The sequence below is a fragment of the Phenylobacterium sp. genome (assembly GCF_016793225.1).
Taxonomy (GTDB): Bacteria; Pseudomonadota; Alphaproteobacteria; order Caulobacterales; family Caulobacteraceae; genus Phenylobacterium.
This window is the reverse complement of sequence record NZ_JAEUMN010000050.1, coordinates 94043-108216: the sequence shown is the minus strand read 5'-3', so window position 1 is coordinate 108216 and position 14174 is coordinate 94043. Positions and strand designations below refer to the sequence as shown.

At 71.9% G+C, this 14174-nt stretch carries 16 protein-coding genes; 8 read left to right on the top strand and 8 right to left on the bottom strand.

Annotated features, from left to right (window positions below):
* Nucleotides 1-7 precede the first annotated feature (7 nt).
* Genes ccoO through hemN form a run of 8 tightly spaced genes read left to right on the top strand, consistent with a single transcriptional unit; the run spans nucleotide 8 to nucleotide 7549 of the window.
* Complete coding sequence (gene ccoO / locus JNK30_RS06020; protein WP_293481116.1) at nucleotides 8-745, top strand: cytochrome-c oxidase, cbb3-type subunit II; 738 nt, start codon at nucleotides 8-10, stop codon at nucleotides 743-745.
* Entirely contained in the window at nucleotides 742-909 is a 168-nt protein-coding gene (locus JNK30_RS06015; RefSeq protein WP_293481114.1) for a cbb3-type cytochrome c oxidase subunit 3, read from the top strand. The genes ccoO and JNK30_RS06015 overlap by 4 nt, the downstream gene beginning before the upstream one ends.
* Nucleotides 902-1828 carry a cytochrome-c oxidase, cbb3-type subunit III gene (ccoP, locus tag JNK30_RS06010; RefSeq protein ID WP_293481113.1) on the top strand — a complete coding sequence of 309 codons (927 nt, stop codon included), beginning with the start codon at nucleotides 902-904 and terminating at the stop codon, nucleotides 1826-1828. Before JNK30_RS06015 ends, ccoP begins: the two co-directional genes overlap by 8 nt.
* Nucleotides 1829-1836: 8 nt before the next feature.
* Entirely contained in the window at nucleotides 1837-3327 is a 1491-nt protein-coding gene (gene ccoG / locus JNK30_RS06005) for a cytochrome c oxidase accessory protein CcoG (RefSeq protein ID WP_293481176.1), read from the top strand.
* Complete coding sequence (locus JNK30_RS06000; RefSeq protein ID WP_293481112.1) at nucleotides 3324-3812, top strand: FixH family protein; 489 nt, start codon at nucleotides 3324-3326, stop codon at nucleotides 3810-3812. Before ccoG ends, JNK30_RS06000 begins: the two co-directional genes overlap by 4 nt.
* Nucleotides 3803-5968 carry a heavy metal translocating P-type ATPase gene (locus JNK30_RS05995; protein ID WP_293481110.1) on the top strand — a complete coding sequence of 722 codons (2166 nt, stop codon included), beginning with the start codon at nucleotides 3803-3805 and terminating at the stop codon, nucleotides 5966-5968. Before JNK30_RS06000 ends, JNK30_RS05995 begins: the two co-directional genes overlap by 10 nt.
* Nucleotides 5965-6123, top strand: a complete 159-nt coding sequence (gene ccoS / locus JNK30_RS05990; protein ID WP_293481108.1) for a cbb3-type cytochrome oxidase assembly protein CcoS — start codon at nucleotides 5965-5967, stop codon at nucleotides 6121-6123. The genes JNK30_RS05995 and ccoS overlap by 4 nt, the downstream gene beginning before the upstream one ends.
* A 43-nt stretch (nucleotides 6124-6166) precedes the next feature.
* Nucleotides 6167-7549, top strand: a complete 1383-nt coding sequence (gene hemN / locus JNK30_RS05985) for an oxygen-independent coproporphyrinogen III oxidase (protein ID WP_293481106.1) — start codon at nucleotides 6167-6169, stop codon at nucleotides 7547-7549.
* 21 nt (nucleotides 7550-7570) lie between these two features.
* Here hemN and JNK30_RS05980 read toward each other — a convergent pair whose 3' ends face one another.
* The 8 genes from JNK30_RS05980 to JNK30_RS05945 form a co-directional block, all read right to left on the bottom strand.
* Nucleotides 7571-7960: a response regulator gene (locus tag JNK30_RS05980; protein ID WP_293481104.1), complete on the bottom strand. Its 390-nt coding sequence runs from the start codon at nucleotides 7958-7960 to the stop codon at nucleotides 7571-7573.
* A gap of 52 nt (nucleotides 7961-8012) precedes the next feature.
* The gene (fixJ, locus tag JNK30_RS05975; protein WP_293481102.1) at nucleotides 8013-8621 is read right to left on the bottom strand and encodes a response regulator FixJ; all 609 of its coding nucleotides are present in this window, start codon (nucleotides 8619-8621) and stop codon (nucleotides 8013-8015) included.
* Nucleotides 8614-10113, bottom strand: a complete 1500-nt coding sequence (locus tag JNK30_RS05970) for a PAS domain-containing sensor histidine kinase (protein ID WP_293481100.1) — start codon at nucleotides 10111-10113, stop codon at nucleotides 8614-8616. The genes fixJ and JNK30_RS05970 overlap by 8 nt, the downstream gene beginning before the upstream one ends.
* 72 nt (nucleotides 10114-10185) lie before the next feature.
* Complete coding sequence (locus JNK30_RS05965; RefSeq protein WP_293481098.1) at nucleotides 10186-11244, bottom strand: AI-2E family transporter; 1059 nt, start codon at nucleotides 11242-11244, stop codon at nucleotides 10186-10188.
* Nucleotides 11241-12089 (bottom strand): universal stress protein, encoded by an 849-nt coding sequence (locus tag JNK30_RS05960; protein WP_293481096.1) that lies wholly within the window; start codon nucleotides 12087-12089, stop codon nucleotides 11241-11243. The genes JNK30_RS05965 and JNK30_RS05960 overlap by 4 nt, the downstream gene beginning before the upstream one ends.
* An 18-nt stretch (nucleotides 12090-12107) precedes the next feature.
* The gene (locus JNK30_RS05955) at nucleotides 12108-12458 is read right to left on the bottom strand and encodes a c-type cytochrome (protein WP_293481094.1); all 351 of its coding nucleotides are present in this window, start codon (nucleotides 12456-12458) and stop codon (nucleotides 12108-12110) included.
* A gap of 9 nt (nucleotides 12459-12467) precedes the next feature.
* Complete coding sequence (locus JNK30_RS05950; protein ID WP_293481092.1) at nucleotides 12468-13334, bottom strand: universal stress protein; 867 nt, start codon at nucleotides 13332-13334, stop codon at nucleotides 12468-12470.
* Nucleotides 13335-13392: 58 nt separating this feature from the next.
* Nucleotides 13393-14046 carry a helix-turn-helix domain-containing protein gene (locus JNK30_RS05945; RefSeq protein WP_293481090.1) on the bottom strand — a complete coding sequence of 218 codons (654 nt, stop codon included), beginning with the start codon at nucleotides 14044-14046 and terminating at the stop codon, nucleotides 13393-13395.
* Between the last annotated feature and the right edge of the window lie 128 nt (nucleotides 14047-14174).

The following is a 14174-nucleotide window of genomic DNA, read 5'->3' as shown; positions in this document are numbered from 1 at the left end:
CCCGCACATGTGGAAACATCACGCCAGGTTCGAACGCCACTCCCTGTGGCTGATCATCGGGATCATCATCACGGTCTCGATCGGCGGTCTCGTCGAGATCAGCCCGCTCTTCTACCTGGAGAGCACCATCGAGAACGTGAAGGGCGTCCGCCCGTACACGCCGCTCGAGCAGGCCGGGCGCAACATCTACGTCCGCGAAGGCTGCTACGTCTGCCACTCGCAGATGATCCGGCCGCTGCGCGACGAGGTCGAGCGCTACGGCCACTACAGCCTCGCCGCCGAGAGCATGTACGACCACCCCTTCCAGTGGGGCTCCAAGCGCACCGGGCCTGACCTCGCCCGCGTCGGCGGCAAGTACTCCGACAGCTGGCACGTCGACCACCTGACGAACCCGCGCTCGGTGGTGCCGGAGTCCAACATGCCGCCCTACGCCTTCCTGGCGAAGCGCGAGCTGGACTACCGGGCGATCGAGAAGCACCTCGCGAGCCTGCGGGGGGTCGGGGTGCCCTACACCGACGCGCAGCTGAAGAACGCCCGCGAGGATCTGGAGACGCAGGTCGACGCCTTCGCCGGCGAGCGCTCGGGCCTCAAGACCCGCTACGGCGCGAAGGTCACCCAGCGCGACTTCGACGGGAACCCCGAGATGCTGACCGAGATGGACGCGCTCGTGGCCTACCTCCAGGTCCTGGGCACCATGGTCGACTTCAAGACCTACAAGGCTACCGATCCGGAGAACCTGAGATGAGCGGCCTCACCTACGAGACGGTGGCCGCCTTCGCCCAGCAGGGCGGCACCATCTACTTCGGCCTGATCTTCATGGGCGGCCTCGCCTACGCGCTCTGGCCCCGCAACAAGGAGGCGTTCCGCCGCCTCGCACAGCTTCCTCTCGAGGACGACGACCATGTCTGAGCGCGAACGCGACGAGCACTCTGGCACCGAAACCACGGGCCACGAGTGGGACGGCATCAAGGAACTGGACACGCCGCTGCCGCGCTGGTGGCTCTGGGTCTTCTACGGCTGCATCGCCTGGTCGGTGGTCTACTGGATCCTGATGCCAGCCTGGCCCGGGATCACTAGCTACACCCGCGGCACGCTGGGCCTGTCCGACCGTTCGGCGGTGGCCGCCGAGCTGGGCGCGCTCGCCAAGCAACGCCACGCCGGCGAGGCGAAGCTTCGCAACGCGAGCCTGCAGCAGATCGAGGCTGATCCCGACCTGCAATCCTACGCCATGCAGGTGGGCCAGTCGGTCTTCGGCGACAACTGCGCGACCTGCCATGGCGCGGGCGGGGCGGGGGCCAAGGGCTACCCGAACCTGCGGGACGACGTCTGGCTCTGGGGCGGCTCGCTGGACGACATCCGGCACACGATCGCGGTCGGCGTCCGTTCGGGGCACCCCGCGGCCCGCGGCGGCACGGTCATGCCGGCCTTCGGCCGCGACCAGATGCTGGACGGCCGCCAGGTCGACGACCTGACCGAGTACGTGGTCGCGCTGTCCCGCCGCAAGGCGGACGCCGCCGCGGTCGGCCGGGCCCGCCAGACCTTCGCCGACCAGTGCGCCGCGTGCCACGGTCCGGCCGGCACCGGGGACGTCGCGCGCGGCGTGCCCGACCTGACGGACGGCGAGTGGCTGTTCGGCTCGACCCGCGCCGCGATCCGCGACCAGATCTGGAACGGCCGCAACGGCGTGATGCCCACCTGGGAGGCGCGCTTCTCGCCCGAGACCATCAAGGCGCTGGCCGTCTATGTGCACGCGAACGCCGGCGGCGCGGCCGAGCCGATCCGTCCGGCCCAGCAGGAGGGCGCAGGGACCAGCGCGGCGGGCCGGTGACGGTCGTCATCGACAAGCGGGCCGCCGGCGGCGCCGGCGGCCAGCCTGCGGGCGGACCCGTGTCCGCAGCCGAGCGCGCACGGGCCAAGGGCGACGCCAAGGGCAGCCTCTACAAGCCCCGCCAGCCGATCTACCCGAAGCTGGTGCACGGTCAGTGGCGGCGGCTGAAGTGGGCGCTGATGATCCTGACGCTGACGGTCTACTACGTCACGCCCTGGATCCGCTGGGAGCGTCCCGGCGCGCTGCCGGACCAGGCGGTGCTCGTCGACTTCTTCGGCCGCCGCTTCTACTTCTTCGGGATCCAGCTCTGGCCGCAGGAGGTGTACTTCATCACCGGCCTGCTGGTGATCGCGGCCCTCTCGCTGTTCCTGGTGACGGCGCTGTTCGGGCGCCTTTGGTGCGGCTACGCCTGCCCGCAGACCGTCTGGACCGACCTGTACATCTACGTCGAGCGGCTGTTCGAGGGCGACCGGAACGCGCGGATGCGCCTGGCCGCGGCGCCGTGGTCCTTCGACAAGTTGTGGCGCAAGGGCGGCAAGCATCTCGTGTGGCTGGGCGTGGCCTTCGGCACGGGCGGCGCCTGGATCTTCTACTTCCGCGACGCCCCGACGCTGCTGGTCGAGTTCTGGACCGGACGCGCGCCGATCCAGTCCTACATCTCGTGCGGCCTGCTGACCGCGACGACCTACATCTTCGCCGGCCACATGCGCGAGCAGGTCTGCACCTACATGTGCCCGTGGCCGCGCATCCAGGGCGCGATGCTCGACGAGCATTCGCTGCAGGTGACCTACCGCTACGATCGCGGCGAGCCGCGCGGGGCGCACAAGAAGGGCGCCGACTGGACCGGCCGGGGCGACTGCATCGACTGCAACGCCTGCGTCGTCGCGTGCCCGATGGGGATCGACATCCGCAACGGCCCGCAGCTGGAATGCATCAACTGCGGCCTCTGCATCGACGCCTGCGACGAGATCATGGACAAGGTCGGCCGCCCGCGCGCGCTGATCGCCTACGACTCGGATTCCGCCGTCGCCGCGCGGAGCTGCAAGACGGCGCCCACGTACCGGTTCGTCCGCCCGCGGACGATCTACTACACGGTCGCTCTCACGTTGGTGTCCGGCATCGTTCTCTGGGGCCTGGTGAACCGGGCGCCCATGACCCTGCACGCCCTGCGCGACCGCAACCCGACCTTCGTGCGGCTGCACGACGGCTCGGTGCGCAACGGCTACACCCTGAAGATCGCCAACCGCACGTTCGAGCCGCGGCCCGTCGCCGTGTCCTTCGCGGGCGTGCCGGGCGCCCGGCTCTCGAGCCCCGGCGAGCCCGAGGGCGTCGTGCGCACCGTGGTGCCGCCCAACGAGGTGCGCGCCGTGCGGGTCTTCGTGAGCGCGCCGGCCGAGTCCCTGACCGCCAAGAGCCTGCCGGCCGCCTTCACCATCGGCGGACCCAAGGGCGACGTGAAGGCCGCCACCACCTTCCTCACCGGAGCCGAAGCGCCATGAGCCGCGCCGCAACGTCCCGTCCGAGCTTCACGATCCGCGGCTGGCACGTCGCGGCCGGCGTTACGGCCTTCTTCGTCGCCGTCGCGAGCGTCGACGCCGCCTTCATGGTGATGGCGATCCGCACCTTCCCGGGGCAGGTCTCGGTGACGCCCTACGAGGACGGGCTGATCTACAACCGGCGCATCGCCCAGCTCGAGGCGCAAGAGAAGCTCGGCTGGCAGGCCGCCGCCGAGGCGCTGCCCGGCGCGGTGGCCGTCGAGTTCCGCGACGCCCAGGGCGAGCCCGTGCGGGGCCTCTCCATCACCGGCCGGCTGGAGCGTCCCGCGACCGAGGCGGGCCGCATCGCCCTGGCCTTCGCCGAGGCGGCCCCCGGCCGCTACGTGGCCAAGGGCGGCATCCTGACGGGCGCCTGGGACCTCACCGTCGACGCGCGCACGCCCGACGGGCGGCCGTTCACCGCCGAGCGGAGGCTGACGTGGCGCTGATCTCGGACGTCCCCCGCGACTTCGGCGCCTTCCTCAAACCCGGAGCCGGCGGGGGCTCGAGCCTCGACCTGCTGGTGCCCGACGTCCGCTGCGCCGGCTGCATGGGCAAGGTCGAGCGCGCCGTCCAGGCGCTTCCCGGGGTCACGGGGGCCCGGGTCAACCTCAGCCAGAAGCGGCTGACCGTCGCGTTCCGGCCGGGAGCCGGCGACCCGGCGGCGGTCGTCGAAGCGCTGGAGCGCCTGGGCTACCCCTCGACCCCGTTCGACCCGGAACAGGCGCGCGCCGCGTATGACCGCGAGGGTCGCGCCCTGATCCTCGCCATGGCCGTGGCCGGGTTCGGCGTGATGAACACCATGATGTTCTCGGTGCCGATCTGGGCGGGGCTGTTCGGGCAGGAACTCGGCCCGGCGTCGCGGACGCTCATGATGTGGTTCTCCGGGATCGTCGGCGCGCCCTGCGCCCTCTACGCCGGCATGCCGTTCTTCCGCTCGGCCTGGCGGTCGCTCAGGGCGCGGCGGGCGAACATGGACGTGCCGATCTCCATCGGCGTGCTCCTGACGCTGGCCATCAGCTTCTCCGAGACCGTGCTGCGCGGCCGCGACGTCTACTTCGACGCCGCCGTCTCGCTGCTGTTCCTGCTGCTCATCGGCCGCTGGCTCGAGCACCGGCTGCGCGCCCGGGCGTCCAGCGCGGCCGCCGACCTGCTGGCGCTGCAGGCCCCGACGGCGACGCTGGTCGGGGCGGCCGACGCCCTGACGGCCGTGCCGGTCGGCCAGGTGCGCATCGGCGACATCCTGCTCGTCCGGCCGGGCGAGCGCCTGCCCGTGGACGCCGAGATCGCCACGGGGTCTTCGGAACTCGACAACAGCCTGCTCACCGGCGAGACCGCGCCCGTCGCCGTGGCCGCCGGCCAGCTCTGCCGGGCCGGCGCGCTGAATCTCTCGGGGACCCTGCGCGTGCGGGCGGTGGCGCGGTCCGAGGATTCGGCCCTGGCGGCGATCGCGCGCCTCGTCGAACTCGGCGCCCAGTCGAAGTCGCGCTACGTGCGCCTCGCCGACCGCGCGGCGGCCATCTACGTGCCGGTCGTCCACACGGTCGCCCTGATGACCTTCGTCGGCGGCTGGGGTCTTGGGCTCGACGCGCGGGAAGCGCTGATCCGCGCGGTGGCGGTTCTGATCGTGACCTGCCCGTGTGCGCTGGGCCTGGCGGCGCCCGCGGTGCAGATCACCGCATCGGCGCGGCTGTTCCGCCGAGGCGTGCTCGTGAAGTCCGGCGCCGCGCTGGAGCGCCTCGCCGAGGTGGATCACGTGGTGTTCGACAAGACCGGGGTGCTGACGCTCGGCCGGCCGCGGCTGAAGCCGACGGCGCATGCGGCGCTCGTGATGGCGGCCCCGCTGGCGCGCGCCTCGCGCCACCCGCTGGCCCGCGCCCTGGCCGAGGAAGCGGGCGACGGCCCCCTCGCCGAGGACGTCCGGGAGATCTCGGGCCAGGGCGTCGAGGGCGTGGTGGACGGACGCCGGTGCCGGCTGGGCAAGGCCGCCTTCCTCGGCGTCGAGAGCCACGGCTCCGAGACCGAGCTGTGGTTCGGCTACGACGGCGACACGCGGTTCCGGTTCGCGTTCGCCGACACCCTGCGGTCCGACGCCGCCGACGTGGTCGCCGCGCTGCACGCGCGGGGCCTTTCGGTGCAGATCCTCTCCGGCGACGTCGAGGCCCCCGTGAGCCGCGCCGCCGCGGCCGCCGGGGTCGCCGACTGGTCCGCGGCCTGCACGCCGCAGGACAAGGCGGCAGTGGTCGACGCCCTGGCCGCGCAGGGGCGCAAGGTGCTCATGGTCGGCGACGGCCTCAACGACGCGGGCGCGCTCGCCAAGGCGCACGCCGCCATGGCCCCCGGCTCGGCGCTCGAGGCCAGCCAGAACGCCGCCGACCTGGTCTTCTCCGGGGACGACCTGGGGCCCATCGTCGACGCCATAGACGTGGCGCGCAGCGCCCGCGCCCGGGCGCTCGAGAACTTCGGCCTCGCGGCCCTTTACAACCTGATCGCCGCGCCGGCGGCGATGTTGGGCCTGGTGAACCCCTTCGTCGCGGCGATCGCCATGTCGGGCTCGTCGCTGGTCGTGACCCTGAACGCGCTGCGCACGGGAGCCCGCCGATGAACATCGTGATCTTCCTCGCGCCGTTCTCGCTTGGCCTGGGGCTCATGGCCCTGGCGGCGTTCTGGTGGACGCTGCGCGACGGCCAGTACGAGGATCCGGCGGGCGACGCGGCGCGGATCCTGGTCCCCGATCCCGAGGACCGCCCGGCGGCTTGATCTGGATCAGGGCGCCGCGCCGCCCATCGGCGATGGTGCGCGCATGACCCTGATCGCGTTTCCCGACCGCGCCCGCGACCTTGCGGGGCTCGTCGCCCGCTATGATGGCCGGGCGCCGCGGTACACCAGCTATCCGACCGCCCTGCAGTTCACGCCGTCCGTGGACGAGGCGGCTTACCGTCAGTGGCTGGCGGCGCTGCCGGCGGACGAGCCGGTGTCGGTCTATGTCCATGTGCCGTTCTGCAGCCGGCTGTGCTGGTACTGCGGCTGCAACACCCGGGCCGTGACCCGGCGCAAGCCGATCGGCGAATACGTCGAGCTGCTGCTCAAGGAAACGGAGCTGCTCGCCGCCGCCGCGCCCGGCCGGCTGACGATGAACGCCGTGCACCTCGGCGGCGGGACGCCCAACATGCTGACCGCGGACGAGCTCGAAGCGGTGATGTCCGGCCTGCGCGGCGCCTTCGATGCGGAGCCCGGCCTCGAGATCGCCGCCGAACTCGATCCGGCCGTGCTCACCCGCGTCTGGGTGCAGGCCGCCGGCCGCCAGGGTCTGCGGCGCGCCAGCCTGGGCGTGCAGAACCTGGACCCCGAGGTGCAGGCCGCGGTGAACCGCCGGGAGACCTTCGAGGAGATCGAGGCGGCCGTCGGATGGCTGCGCGAGGTCGGCGTCCACTCGGTGAACCTGGACCTGATGTACGGCCTGCCGCACCAGACCACCGCCAACACGCTGGCCACGGTGGATGCGGTGGTGCGGCTTCGGCCCGAGCGCGTCGCGCTCTTCGGCTACGCCCACGTGCCGTGGATGAAGGCCCACCAGCAGCTGATCGACGAAGCGGCGCTGCCGTCGGCGGCGGCGCGCGTGGAGCAGTCCGAGGCGGCCGCGGACCGCTTCGTGTCCGAGGGGTACGTCCGGATCGGGCTCGACCACTTCGCCCTGCCGACGGACGAACTCGCCGTCGCGCAGCGGGAGGGCCGGCTGCATCGCAATTTCCAGGGCTACACCACCGACGCCGCGACGACCCTGCTGGGCCTCGGAGCCTCGGCGATCGGCCGGCTGCCGCAGGGCTACGTCCAGAACGTAGCCCAGGAGCTGGGCTGGCGGGCGGCGGTCCAGTCGGGTCGCCTTCCGGTCGCCCGGGGCGTGGCGCTGACGGCCGAGGATCGCTTCCGCGCCGAGATCATCGAGCGCCTCATGTGCGACCTGGCCGTGGATCTCGCCGACGTCTGCGTCCGTCACGGACGGTCCATCGAGGCACTGCGCGGTGCGATGGCCGCCCTGGAGCCGTTCGTGCAGGACGGGCTGGCCGAGATCCATGGCGCAGAGGTGCGGATCGTGGGCAACGGCCGGCTGGTCGTGAGGTCGGTGTGCGCCGCGTTCGACGCCTATCTGGTCCCGCAGGCGGAGCGCCATTCCAGGACGCTGTAGGAAGGCCGGCGGCCCGGCGGCTCAGCGGAGGTCGTGGGGAACCTCGGCCACCGCCTGGATGGCCGCCACCAGCGTCTCGCTCAGCAGGGGCTTCTCGAGGATCGGCACGCCTTCGCTGGCCGCGGCTTCGCGCAGGCGCGGCCCCGGGTGGCTGGTGATCAGGATCGCCGGCGTCTCGGCGTGGCGCGCGCGAAGCTGGCGCAGGGCCCCGAGCCCGGACACCCCGGGCAGCCGCTCGTCGAGCACCAGGCAGGCCGGCGTCTGGCCGGCGTTGCGCAGCAGCAGAGCCTCGCCGGATTCGTAGGTCTCGACGGCGAAACCCTCGAGGTCGAGGGCGAACTCCAGCGAGCGCCGGACGGCGAGGTCGTCATCGACGACGACGATCAGCGGACGGCTGAGGCTCTGATCCATGGAACCGAGCCTAAGCGGACGCCGCAGCGGGGGCCTTGATCTTAAGCAAACGTCACGAAAAGCCCGCAAGCAGGGCGATCCGCACGAGCTCGGAGAGCCCGCTCGCCTTGGTCTTGCTCATGACGTTCGCCCGATAGACCTCGACCGTGCGCGGGCTGATGCCCAGCTCGTAGGCGATGACCTTGTTCATCTTCCCCGCGATGACGCCCCGCAGGACGTCCTTCTCGCGGCCGGACAGCGTGGCGAGCATCTCCTCGAAGTGCTTCCGCTCCTGGGCCTGCGCGCCGGTCTCCGCGCCCAGGTTCAGCGCCGACTGGATCGACCTGAGCAGCGTCTCGTCCTCGAACGGCTTCTCGATGAAGTCGACCACGCCCGCCCGCATGGCCTCGACCGCCATCGGCACGTCGCCATGGCCGGTGATCATGATGACCGGAAGGGCGACGTTCATTTCCTTCAGCCGCTTGACCAGCTCCAGGCCGTTCATCTCGGGCATGCGGACGTCGGTGACGATGCAGCCGCGCTCGAGGGTCCCGGCCACCTCCAGGAACTCGCCGGCCGACGCATAGGTCTGCGACGGGAGGTCGTTCATCTCCAGCAGGAACCCAAGGGAGACCCGGATCGCCTCGTCGTCGTCGATCAGGTGTACGACCGCGTCACTCATGGTCGAGAAGCTCCTCGGGACTGACGCCGCGAAGCGTGAACCGGAAGATGGCCCCGCCCGCCGGGTTGGGCTCGACCCAGATCCGACCGCCGTGAGCTTCGATGATCGTACGCGAAATGGAAAGACCGATGCCCATGCCGTGGCTCTTCGTGGTCATGAAGGGCTGGAAGAGCTGCTCGGCCGCCTCGGCGCTGATCCCGTGGCCGGTATCGCTGACCCACACTTCGACCATGTCCTCGGGCGCCGGCCTCGCGCCGACGACGAGGTCCTTCTGCGGCGATTCCTCCATCGCCTCGATGGCGTTTCGGATGAGGTTGAGCGCCACCTGCTGGATCTGGACCTTGTCGGCGAGGACCAGGTTGACGCTGCGCTCGATGTCGTAGCGCAGTCGGATGCTGCGCTCCCGGGCGCCCACCATCGCCAGCGCGCCGGCTTCTTCGAGCAGCTTCGGCAGGCTCTCGATGCGCCGCTCGGCCTCGCCCTTGGCCACGAAGTCGCGCAGGCGGCGGATGATCTGCCCCGCGCGCAGCGCCTGGTCGGCGCCCTGGGAGATCATCTGCTCGAGCCGGGCCTCGTCCAGCGGCTTGCGCTTGATGAGCACCAGGCAGCCCTTCATGAAATTGGTGGCCGCGGTCAGGGGCTGGTTGAGCTCGTGCGCCAGCGCCGAGGCCATCTCGCCGAGGGCCGTCAGCCGCGAGACGTGCACCAGTTCGCCCTGCAGGTCCTGGAGGCGCCGCTCGGCCGCCTGCCGCTCGGTGAGGTCGCGCAGGAAGCCGGTGAAGTAGCGCCGGTCGCCCGAGCGCATCTCCCCGACCGCGAGCTCCAGCGGGAAGGTGGAGCCGTCCTTCCGCTCGCCCACGACCACCCGCCCGATGCCGATGATCCGCCGCTCGCCAGTCTGCTTGTAGCGGTCGACGTAGCTGTCGTGCGCCGACCGGTAGGGGTCGGGCATGAGCATGCTGACGTTCTTCCCGATCACCTCGGCCGAGGTCCAGCCGAACTGACGCTCGGCCGCGCTCGAGAACGACACGATCTGCCCGTGGTCGTCGATGACGATCATGGCGTCGGGCACGGTGTCGAGGATCGACTGCAGGTGCGCCTCGCGGGCCTGCAGGTCGTCGACGTAGCGCTGGACCGCGCGGCGGCTGTGGATCATCCGCGAGCCGAACCCGCCGACCGCCAGGGTGAGGGCGGCGAAGATCAGCATGCGCACGAGGCCGTCCGGCTCGTCCGCGTTCGGGAATCCCGCGATGCCGACTCCGAGGGCCAGCGAGAGCCCGCCGGCGAGCAGCGCCGGACCCATCCCGCCGATGGCCGCGCCGACCAGCAGCGGCGGCACGAAAAGCAGGAACGAGAGGTCGTCCTGCAGGATCGGATCCAGCAGCAGGCGCACGCCGACGGCCGCCGCAACGGCGACCGCCGCGGCCACGTAACCGGCCGCCCGGTTCCAGCGCCCGGTCACATCGGCGCGCGGTTCACTCGCCGCGTTCATGCGGCTTCGCCTAGGCAACAAGTCGGAACGTGGCAAGCGGCCATCAGGGGCTTTCGCGCGCGGCGGCCGGCCTCACGGCGAAGGCTCCGCCGTCCCGCCGGGCGTCGCCCGGTCCTGCAGCAGGTCCTCCACGTAGAGATGGCGCACCAGGACATAGGCCACGACCGCGAGCGGCGTCGCCAGCAGCACGCCCAGCGGTCCGAACAGCACGCCCATGGCCAGCACCGCGAACAGCGTGACGCCCATCGGGAGCTCGACCATCTGGCGCAGCAGCAGCGGGGTCAGCACATTGGCCTCGAACTGCGACGCGCCGAGATAGACGACCGCGGCCAGCGCCAGGGTGTCGGGTCCCTGGGCGGCGGCGAGGACGAGTCCGGGCGCCGTCGCGGCCCAGGGGCCGATCACCGGCACGAACTGGGCGGCGCCCGCCAGGACGCCGAGCGCCAGGGGGGACGGCACGCCGGCCCACCAAAGGCCGGCCGTGACCGTGGCCGCCACGACCGCCATCGACGCGAGCTGGCCCAGGAGCCAGCGGTTCAGGGCGCCGCCGCAGGCCGCCAGCACCTCGGCCGCGCGGCCCCGGCGCGGCAGCGGCAGCAGGCGGAGCAGACCGCCCAGATAGGTGCCGGGATGGAACGCGATGTAGAGCCCGCAGAACATGACGATGACCGTTGCCGCGGCCGCGGTCGCCGATCCGCGGAGGAACTCGGAGGCGGTGTCCACGATGAGCCCGTCGGCGTGCGGGAACCGCCGGAGGTCGTCGAGGATCCAGCTTCCGACCACCGAGGTCGAGAGCCTCGCCTGGAGCGCCTCCCAGGCCCGCGGCAGCAGTTCGCCCAAGGTGGCGACCTGGATCGACAGCTGCTGGCCGAACAGCCACGCCATGGCGGCGACCGCGGCCGTCAGTCCGGCGACCGCCGCGCCCAGGGCCAGCGGGCGGGGAACGCGGCGCCGGATCAGGGGGTCCGCCAGGGCGTGCAGCAGGACCGCGACCAGCACGGCGCCGAAGGCCAGCAGCAGCACGTCGGCTAGACGCCAGACGAGCAGCCCCGCCACCACCAGGGCCGCCACCTGCAACGGCGTGGCGATCACGCGCGTGGCGGCCGCGCGCAGGGGCGGACGCGTCGTCAATGCGACAGCATCACGGGGCAGGGCGGCGCCTCAAGCACCGCGCGGGTCGCCCCGCCCAGGACGAACTCGCGCAGACGCGCATGGCCGTACCCGCCCATCACCAGCAGTTCGGGCGCCGTCTCGTCCACATAGCGCGCAAGGCGCTGGCCGATGGACTCGTCGTGGGCGAGCCGCTCGTCGATGACGGTCGTGATCCCGTGGCGCTCGAGGTGGCTCGCCAGGGCGGCGGCCGCGCCATGCACGGCCTGCGGCTTCTCCCCGAGCGCCGTGAAGATGCGCACCTCGCCGGCGCGCCTGAGGGCCGGCAGGGCGTCGGCGAGGGCCCGCGCGGCGGCTGCGCCGCCGTCCCAGGCGATCGCGATCCGTCCGAAGCGGTCGGCCGGCGCGATCTCGGCGGCGTCGGGGAACACGACGACCGGCCGTCCCGACCCGAACAGCAGGGCCTCCGCCAGCTGCTGGTCGGCGAGCACCGCCGGCCCGATCGGGACCATCGTCAGGTCCCGCGTCCGCGCCGCCGCGGCGATCACGTCCGCCTCCTCATACAGCTTGGCGCAGGCCGTCTCGACGTGCAGCGGGGTGTCCGCCATCTCGGCGGCGATGCGGGCGCAGGTGGCGGCGAGCTGGGCCGTCGCGGCGCTGCGCGCCTCCTCGAGCGCGGAGACCCGGTCCAGGTCGAGCAGGGCGTTGGCCAGCGGGTGGTGGAGCTGGGGCAGGTCGATCTTCACGCTGAGGAACGTGAGCGCGCCGCCGAAGCGGCGGGCCAGCGCGACCCCGCCGCGGATGGCCCGGTCGGGCGTCGCGTCAGGATACGTCAGGGCGGCGAAGAACAGATCGGCGTAGGACATGCGCGCCTCCGGTGGGGCTCAATTGCCCTGGAGCGTCTCGAAGTAGGCGATGAGCGCGGCGGCCTCGTCCCGGGTGAAGGAGACGGGCGGCATTCGGTCGAAGCCGTGGGCCGACACCTCGGCGAACCGCCGCTCGAGCGAGATGGCGTTGTAGCGCCGGGCCAGCCGGTAGAACGCCGGCCCTTCCTGGGCGCCGCCGTCGTCCAGCCCCACGGTGTGGCATCCGCCGCACCGGCGCACCGCGATCTCGTGACCGCGCTGCTGCTCGGCGTCCAGCTTCGGGAGCGCCGGCGTCGAGGCCAGCGGCGGCGCGCCGCCGGCGCAGCCCGCGAGGGCCAGGCCGGCGACGATGAGGATGGAACGCAACATCGGCCCGGCCTAGTGGCTCATCAGGACGAAGTACTTCGGCGCGTGGATCAGGTCCTCGGTCACGCCGCCGAAGGCCCATTCGCGGGCGCGGGCGTGTCCGTAGGCGCCGCAGACCACCAGGTCCGCGCCGCTGTGCTGGGCCACACGCTCGATGGCGTTGGTGACGCCGTCCTGCGGGACCGCGTTGACCAGGGGGCGCGCGTTCACCCGGTGGGCCTTGAGGTTGACGATGACGTCGTCCACCTCGAACGCGGCGGCGTCCACCTCTTCGGGCTTCACGACCGCGTACACGATCACGTCCTCGGCGCGCTTCAGGAAGGGCAGGGCGTCGGCGATGGCGCGCCGGCACTCGCGGGTGTCCTTCCAGGCCACGACCACCGACTTGGCGCGCAGGTGCTGGCGCCCTTCCGGGACGATCAGCACCGGGCGTCCGGCGCTCATCACCACGTCGGCGGGGTCGGCGTTGCGCTGCCGGCCGGCCTTCGACGCCGGGCTCATGACGATGAGGTCGGCGGCGCGCGCCAGCATCAGGAGCGCGCGGTGGGGATAGTCCTGCATCGAACGCCATTCGACCTTCGCGCCGGCGGAGTCGCGCGAGAAGGCCTTCTCGGCGTTGGCGATGCTCTTCTCGATCTCCTCCTGGACGAGACCGACCCATTGCCCGGCCTCGTAGCCCATGAAGGGGCCGGCGGTCAGGCTGGGGTCGAAGGTCTCGGCGCCCAGGCCGATCAGGCGGGCGTCCAGGTCACGGGCGAGGCGGGCGGCCGCCTCGACGCGGTGCGAGGACGCGAGTCCGGGCTCGGCGTGCACCAGGATCGTCGGGTAGACGTCCGACTGGGCGACGGCGGGGGTGGTCCGTTCCTTGGTCGTCTGCATGGGGGGGCTCCAACGACGGCGCGGCCGGTGAACGCCTGCGGCCGCTCAGGCGCCTGGCTCAGGCGGCGAGCGCCTCGAGCGCGGTCCACTTCCGGACCTGGAAGCGGCGCGTCGAGGGGAATTCCACGATGGCCTCGCCCTGGAGCTGCGTCAGCATGCGCGACACCGTCTCGATGGTGAGGCCGAGATAATCGGCCATGTCCTGGCGACCCATGGGGAGCTCGACCTGGCCCTCGTCCTGGCGCTGGGCGATCGACATCAGGAAGCTGGCGACCCGCTCGCGGGCGCTCTTGCGGCCCAGCATGACCACGTGGTCCTGCAGGCGCTCCATCTCGAGGCGGGTCGCCTCCAGGATCGCGCGGTCCAGCTCGGCGTCGCCGGCGAAGGCGCGCATCGCGGCGCGGCGGACGACGGTGATCTCGCAGTCGGTCAGGGCTTCGGCGGCGAAACGGTGGTCGGGGCCGACCTCCAGGCCGAACAGGTCGCCGGCGTAGTAGAAGTCGCCGACCTGGCGGCGGCCGTCGAGGGTGACCCGGGTCGTGCGGACGACGCCGCTGACCACCCGGTACAGCATGTCGGCTTCCTCGTCCTGGGCGTAGATCTCGGTCTCGCGATCGAAGCTGACCCGCTTGCCCAGGCGCTCGAAGGCGTCCGTCAGCGCGCTGGCAGGCCGGGCGCCACGGGGGTCGTTCATGTCGTAGGCCAGGGTCATGGGAGGCTCCAATCCGATGGCGAATTGCTATCGGCTGCGAGCGTGGCCTCATATTGAGGAGCGTCCCCTAAGTAGCAGTACGGAGGCTGTCGCCCCTGTGCTTTGATCTGGGTCACGGCGCCGGAGGA

Bases quoted from the DNA above. Each gene is read 5' to 3' on its own strand.
- ccoO (WP_293481116.1), top strand. From the start codon at position 8: ATGTGGAAACATCACGCCAGGTTCGAACGCCACTCCCTGTGGCTGATC.
- JNK30_RS06015 (WP_293481114.1), top strand. From the start codon at position 742: ATGAGCGGCCTCACCTACGAGACGGTGGCCGCCTTCGCCCAGCAGGGC.
- ccoP (WP_293481113.1), top strand. From the start codon at position 902: ATGTCTGAGCGCGAACGCGACGAGCACTCTGGCACCGAAACCACGGGC.
- JNK30_RS06000 (WP_293481112.1), top strand. From the start codon at position 3,324: ATGAGCCGCGCCGCAACGTCCCGTCCGAGCTTCACGATCCGCGGCTGG.
- ccoS (WP_293481108.1), top strand. From the start codon at position 5,965: ATGAACATCGTGATCTTCCTCGCGCCGTTCTCGCTTGGCCTGGGGCTC.
- hemN (WP_293481106.1), top strand. From the start codon at position 6,167: ATGACCCTGATCGCGTTTCCCGACCGCGCCCGCGACCTTGCGGGGCTC.
- JNK30_RS05980 (WP_293481104.1), bottom strand. From the start codon at position 7,960: ATGGATCAGAGCCTCAGCCGTCCGCTGATCGTCGTCGTCGATGACGAC.
- fixJ (WP_293481102.1), bottom strand. From the start codon at position 8,621: ATGAGTGACGCGGTCGTACACCTGATCGACGACGACGAGGCGATCCGG.
- JNK30_RS05970 (WP_293481100.1), bottom strand. From the start codon at position 10,113: ATGAACGCGGCGAGTGAACCGCGCGCCGATGTGACCGGGCGCTGGAAC.
- JNK30_RS05960 (WP_293481096.1), bottom strand. From the start codon at position 12,089: ATGTCCTACGCCGATCTGTTCTTCGCCGCCCTGACGTATCCTGACGCG.
- JNK30_RS05955 (WP_293481094.1), bottom strand. From the start codon at position 12,458: ATGTTGCGTTCCATCCTCATCGTCGCCGGCCTGGCCCTCGCGGGCTGC.
- JNK30_RS05950 (WP_293481092.1), bottom strand. From the start codon at position 13,334: ATGCAGACGACCAAGGAACGGACCACCCCCGCCGTCGCCCAGTCGGAC.
- JNK30_RS05945 (WP_293481090.1), bottom strand. From the start codon at position 14,046: ATGACCCTGGCCTACGACATGAACGACCCCCGTGGCGCCCGGCCTGCC.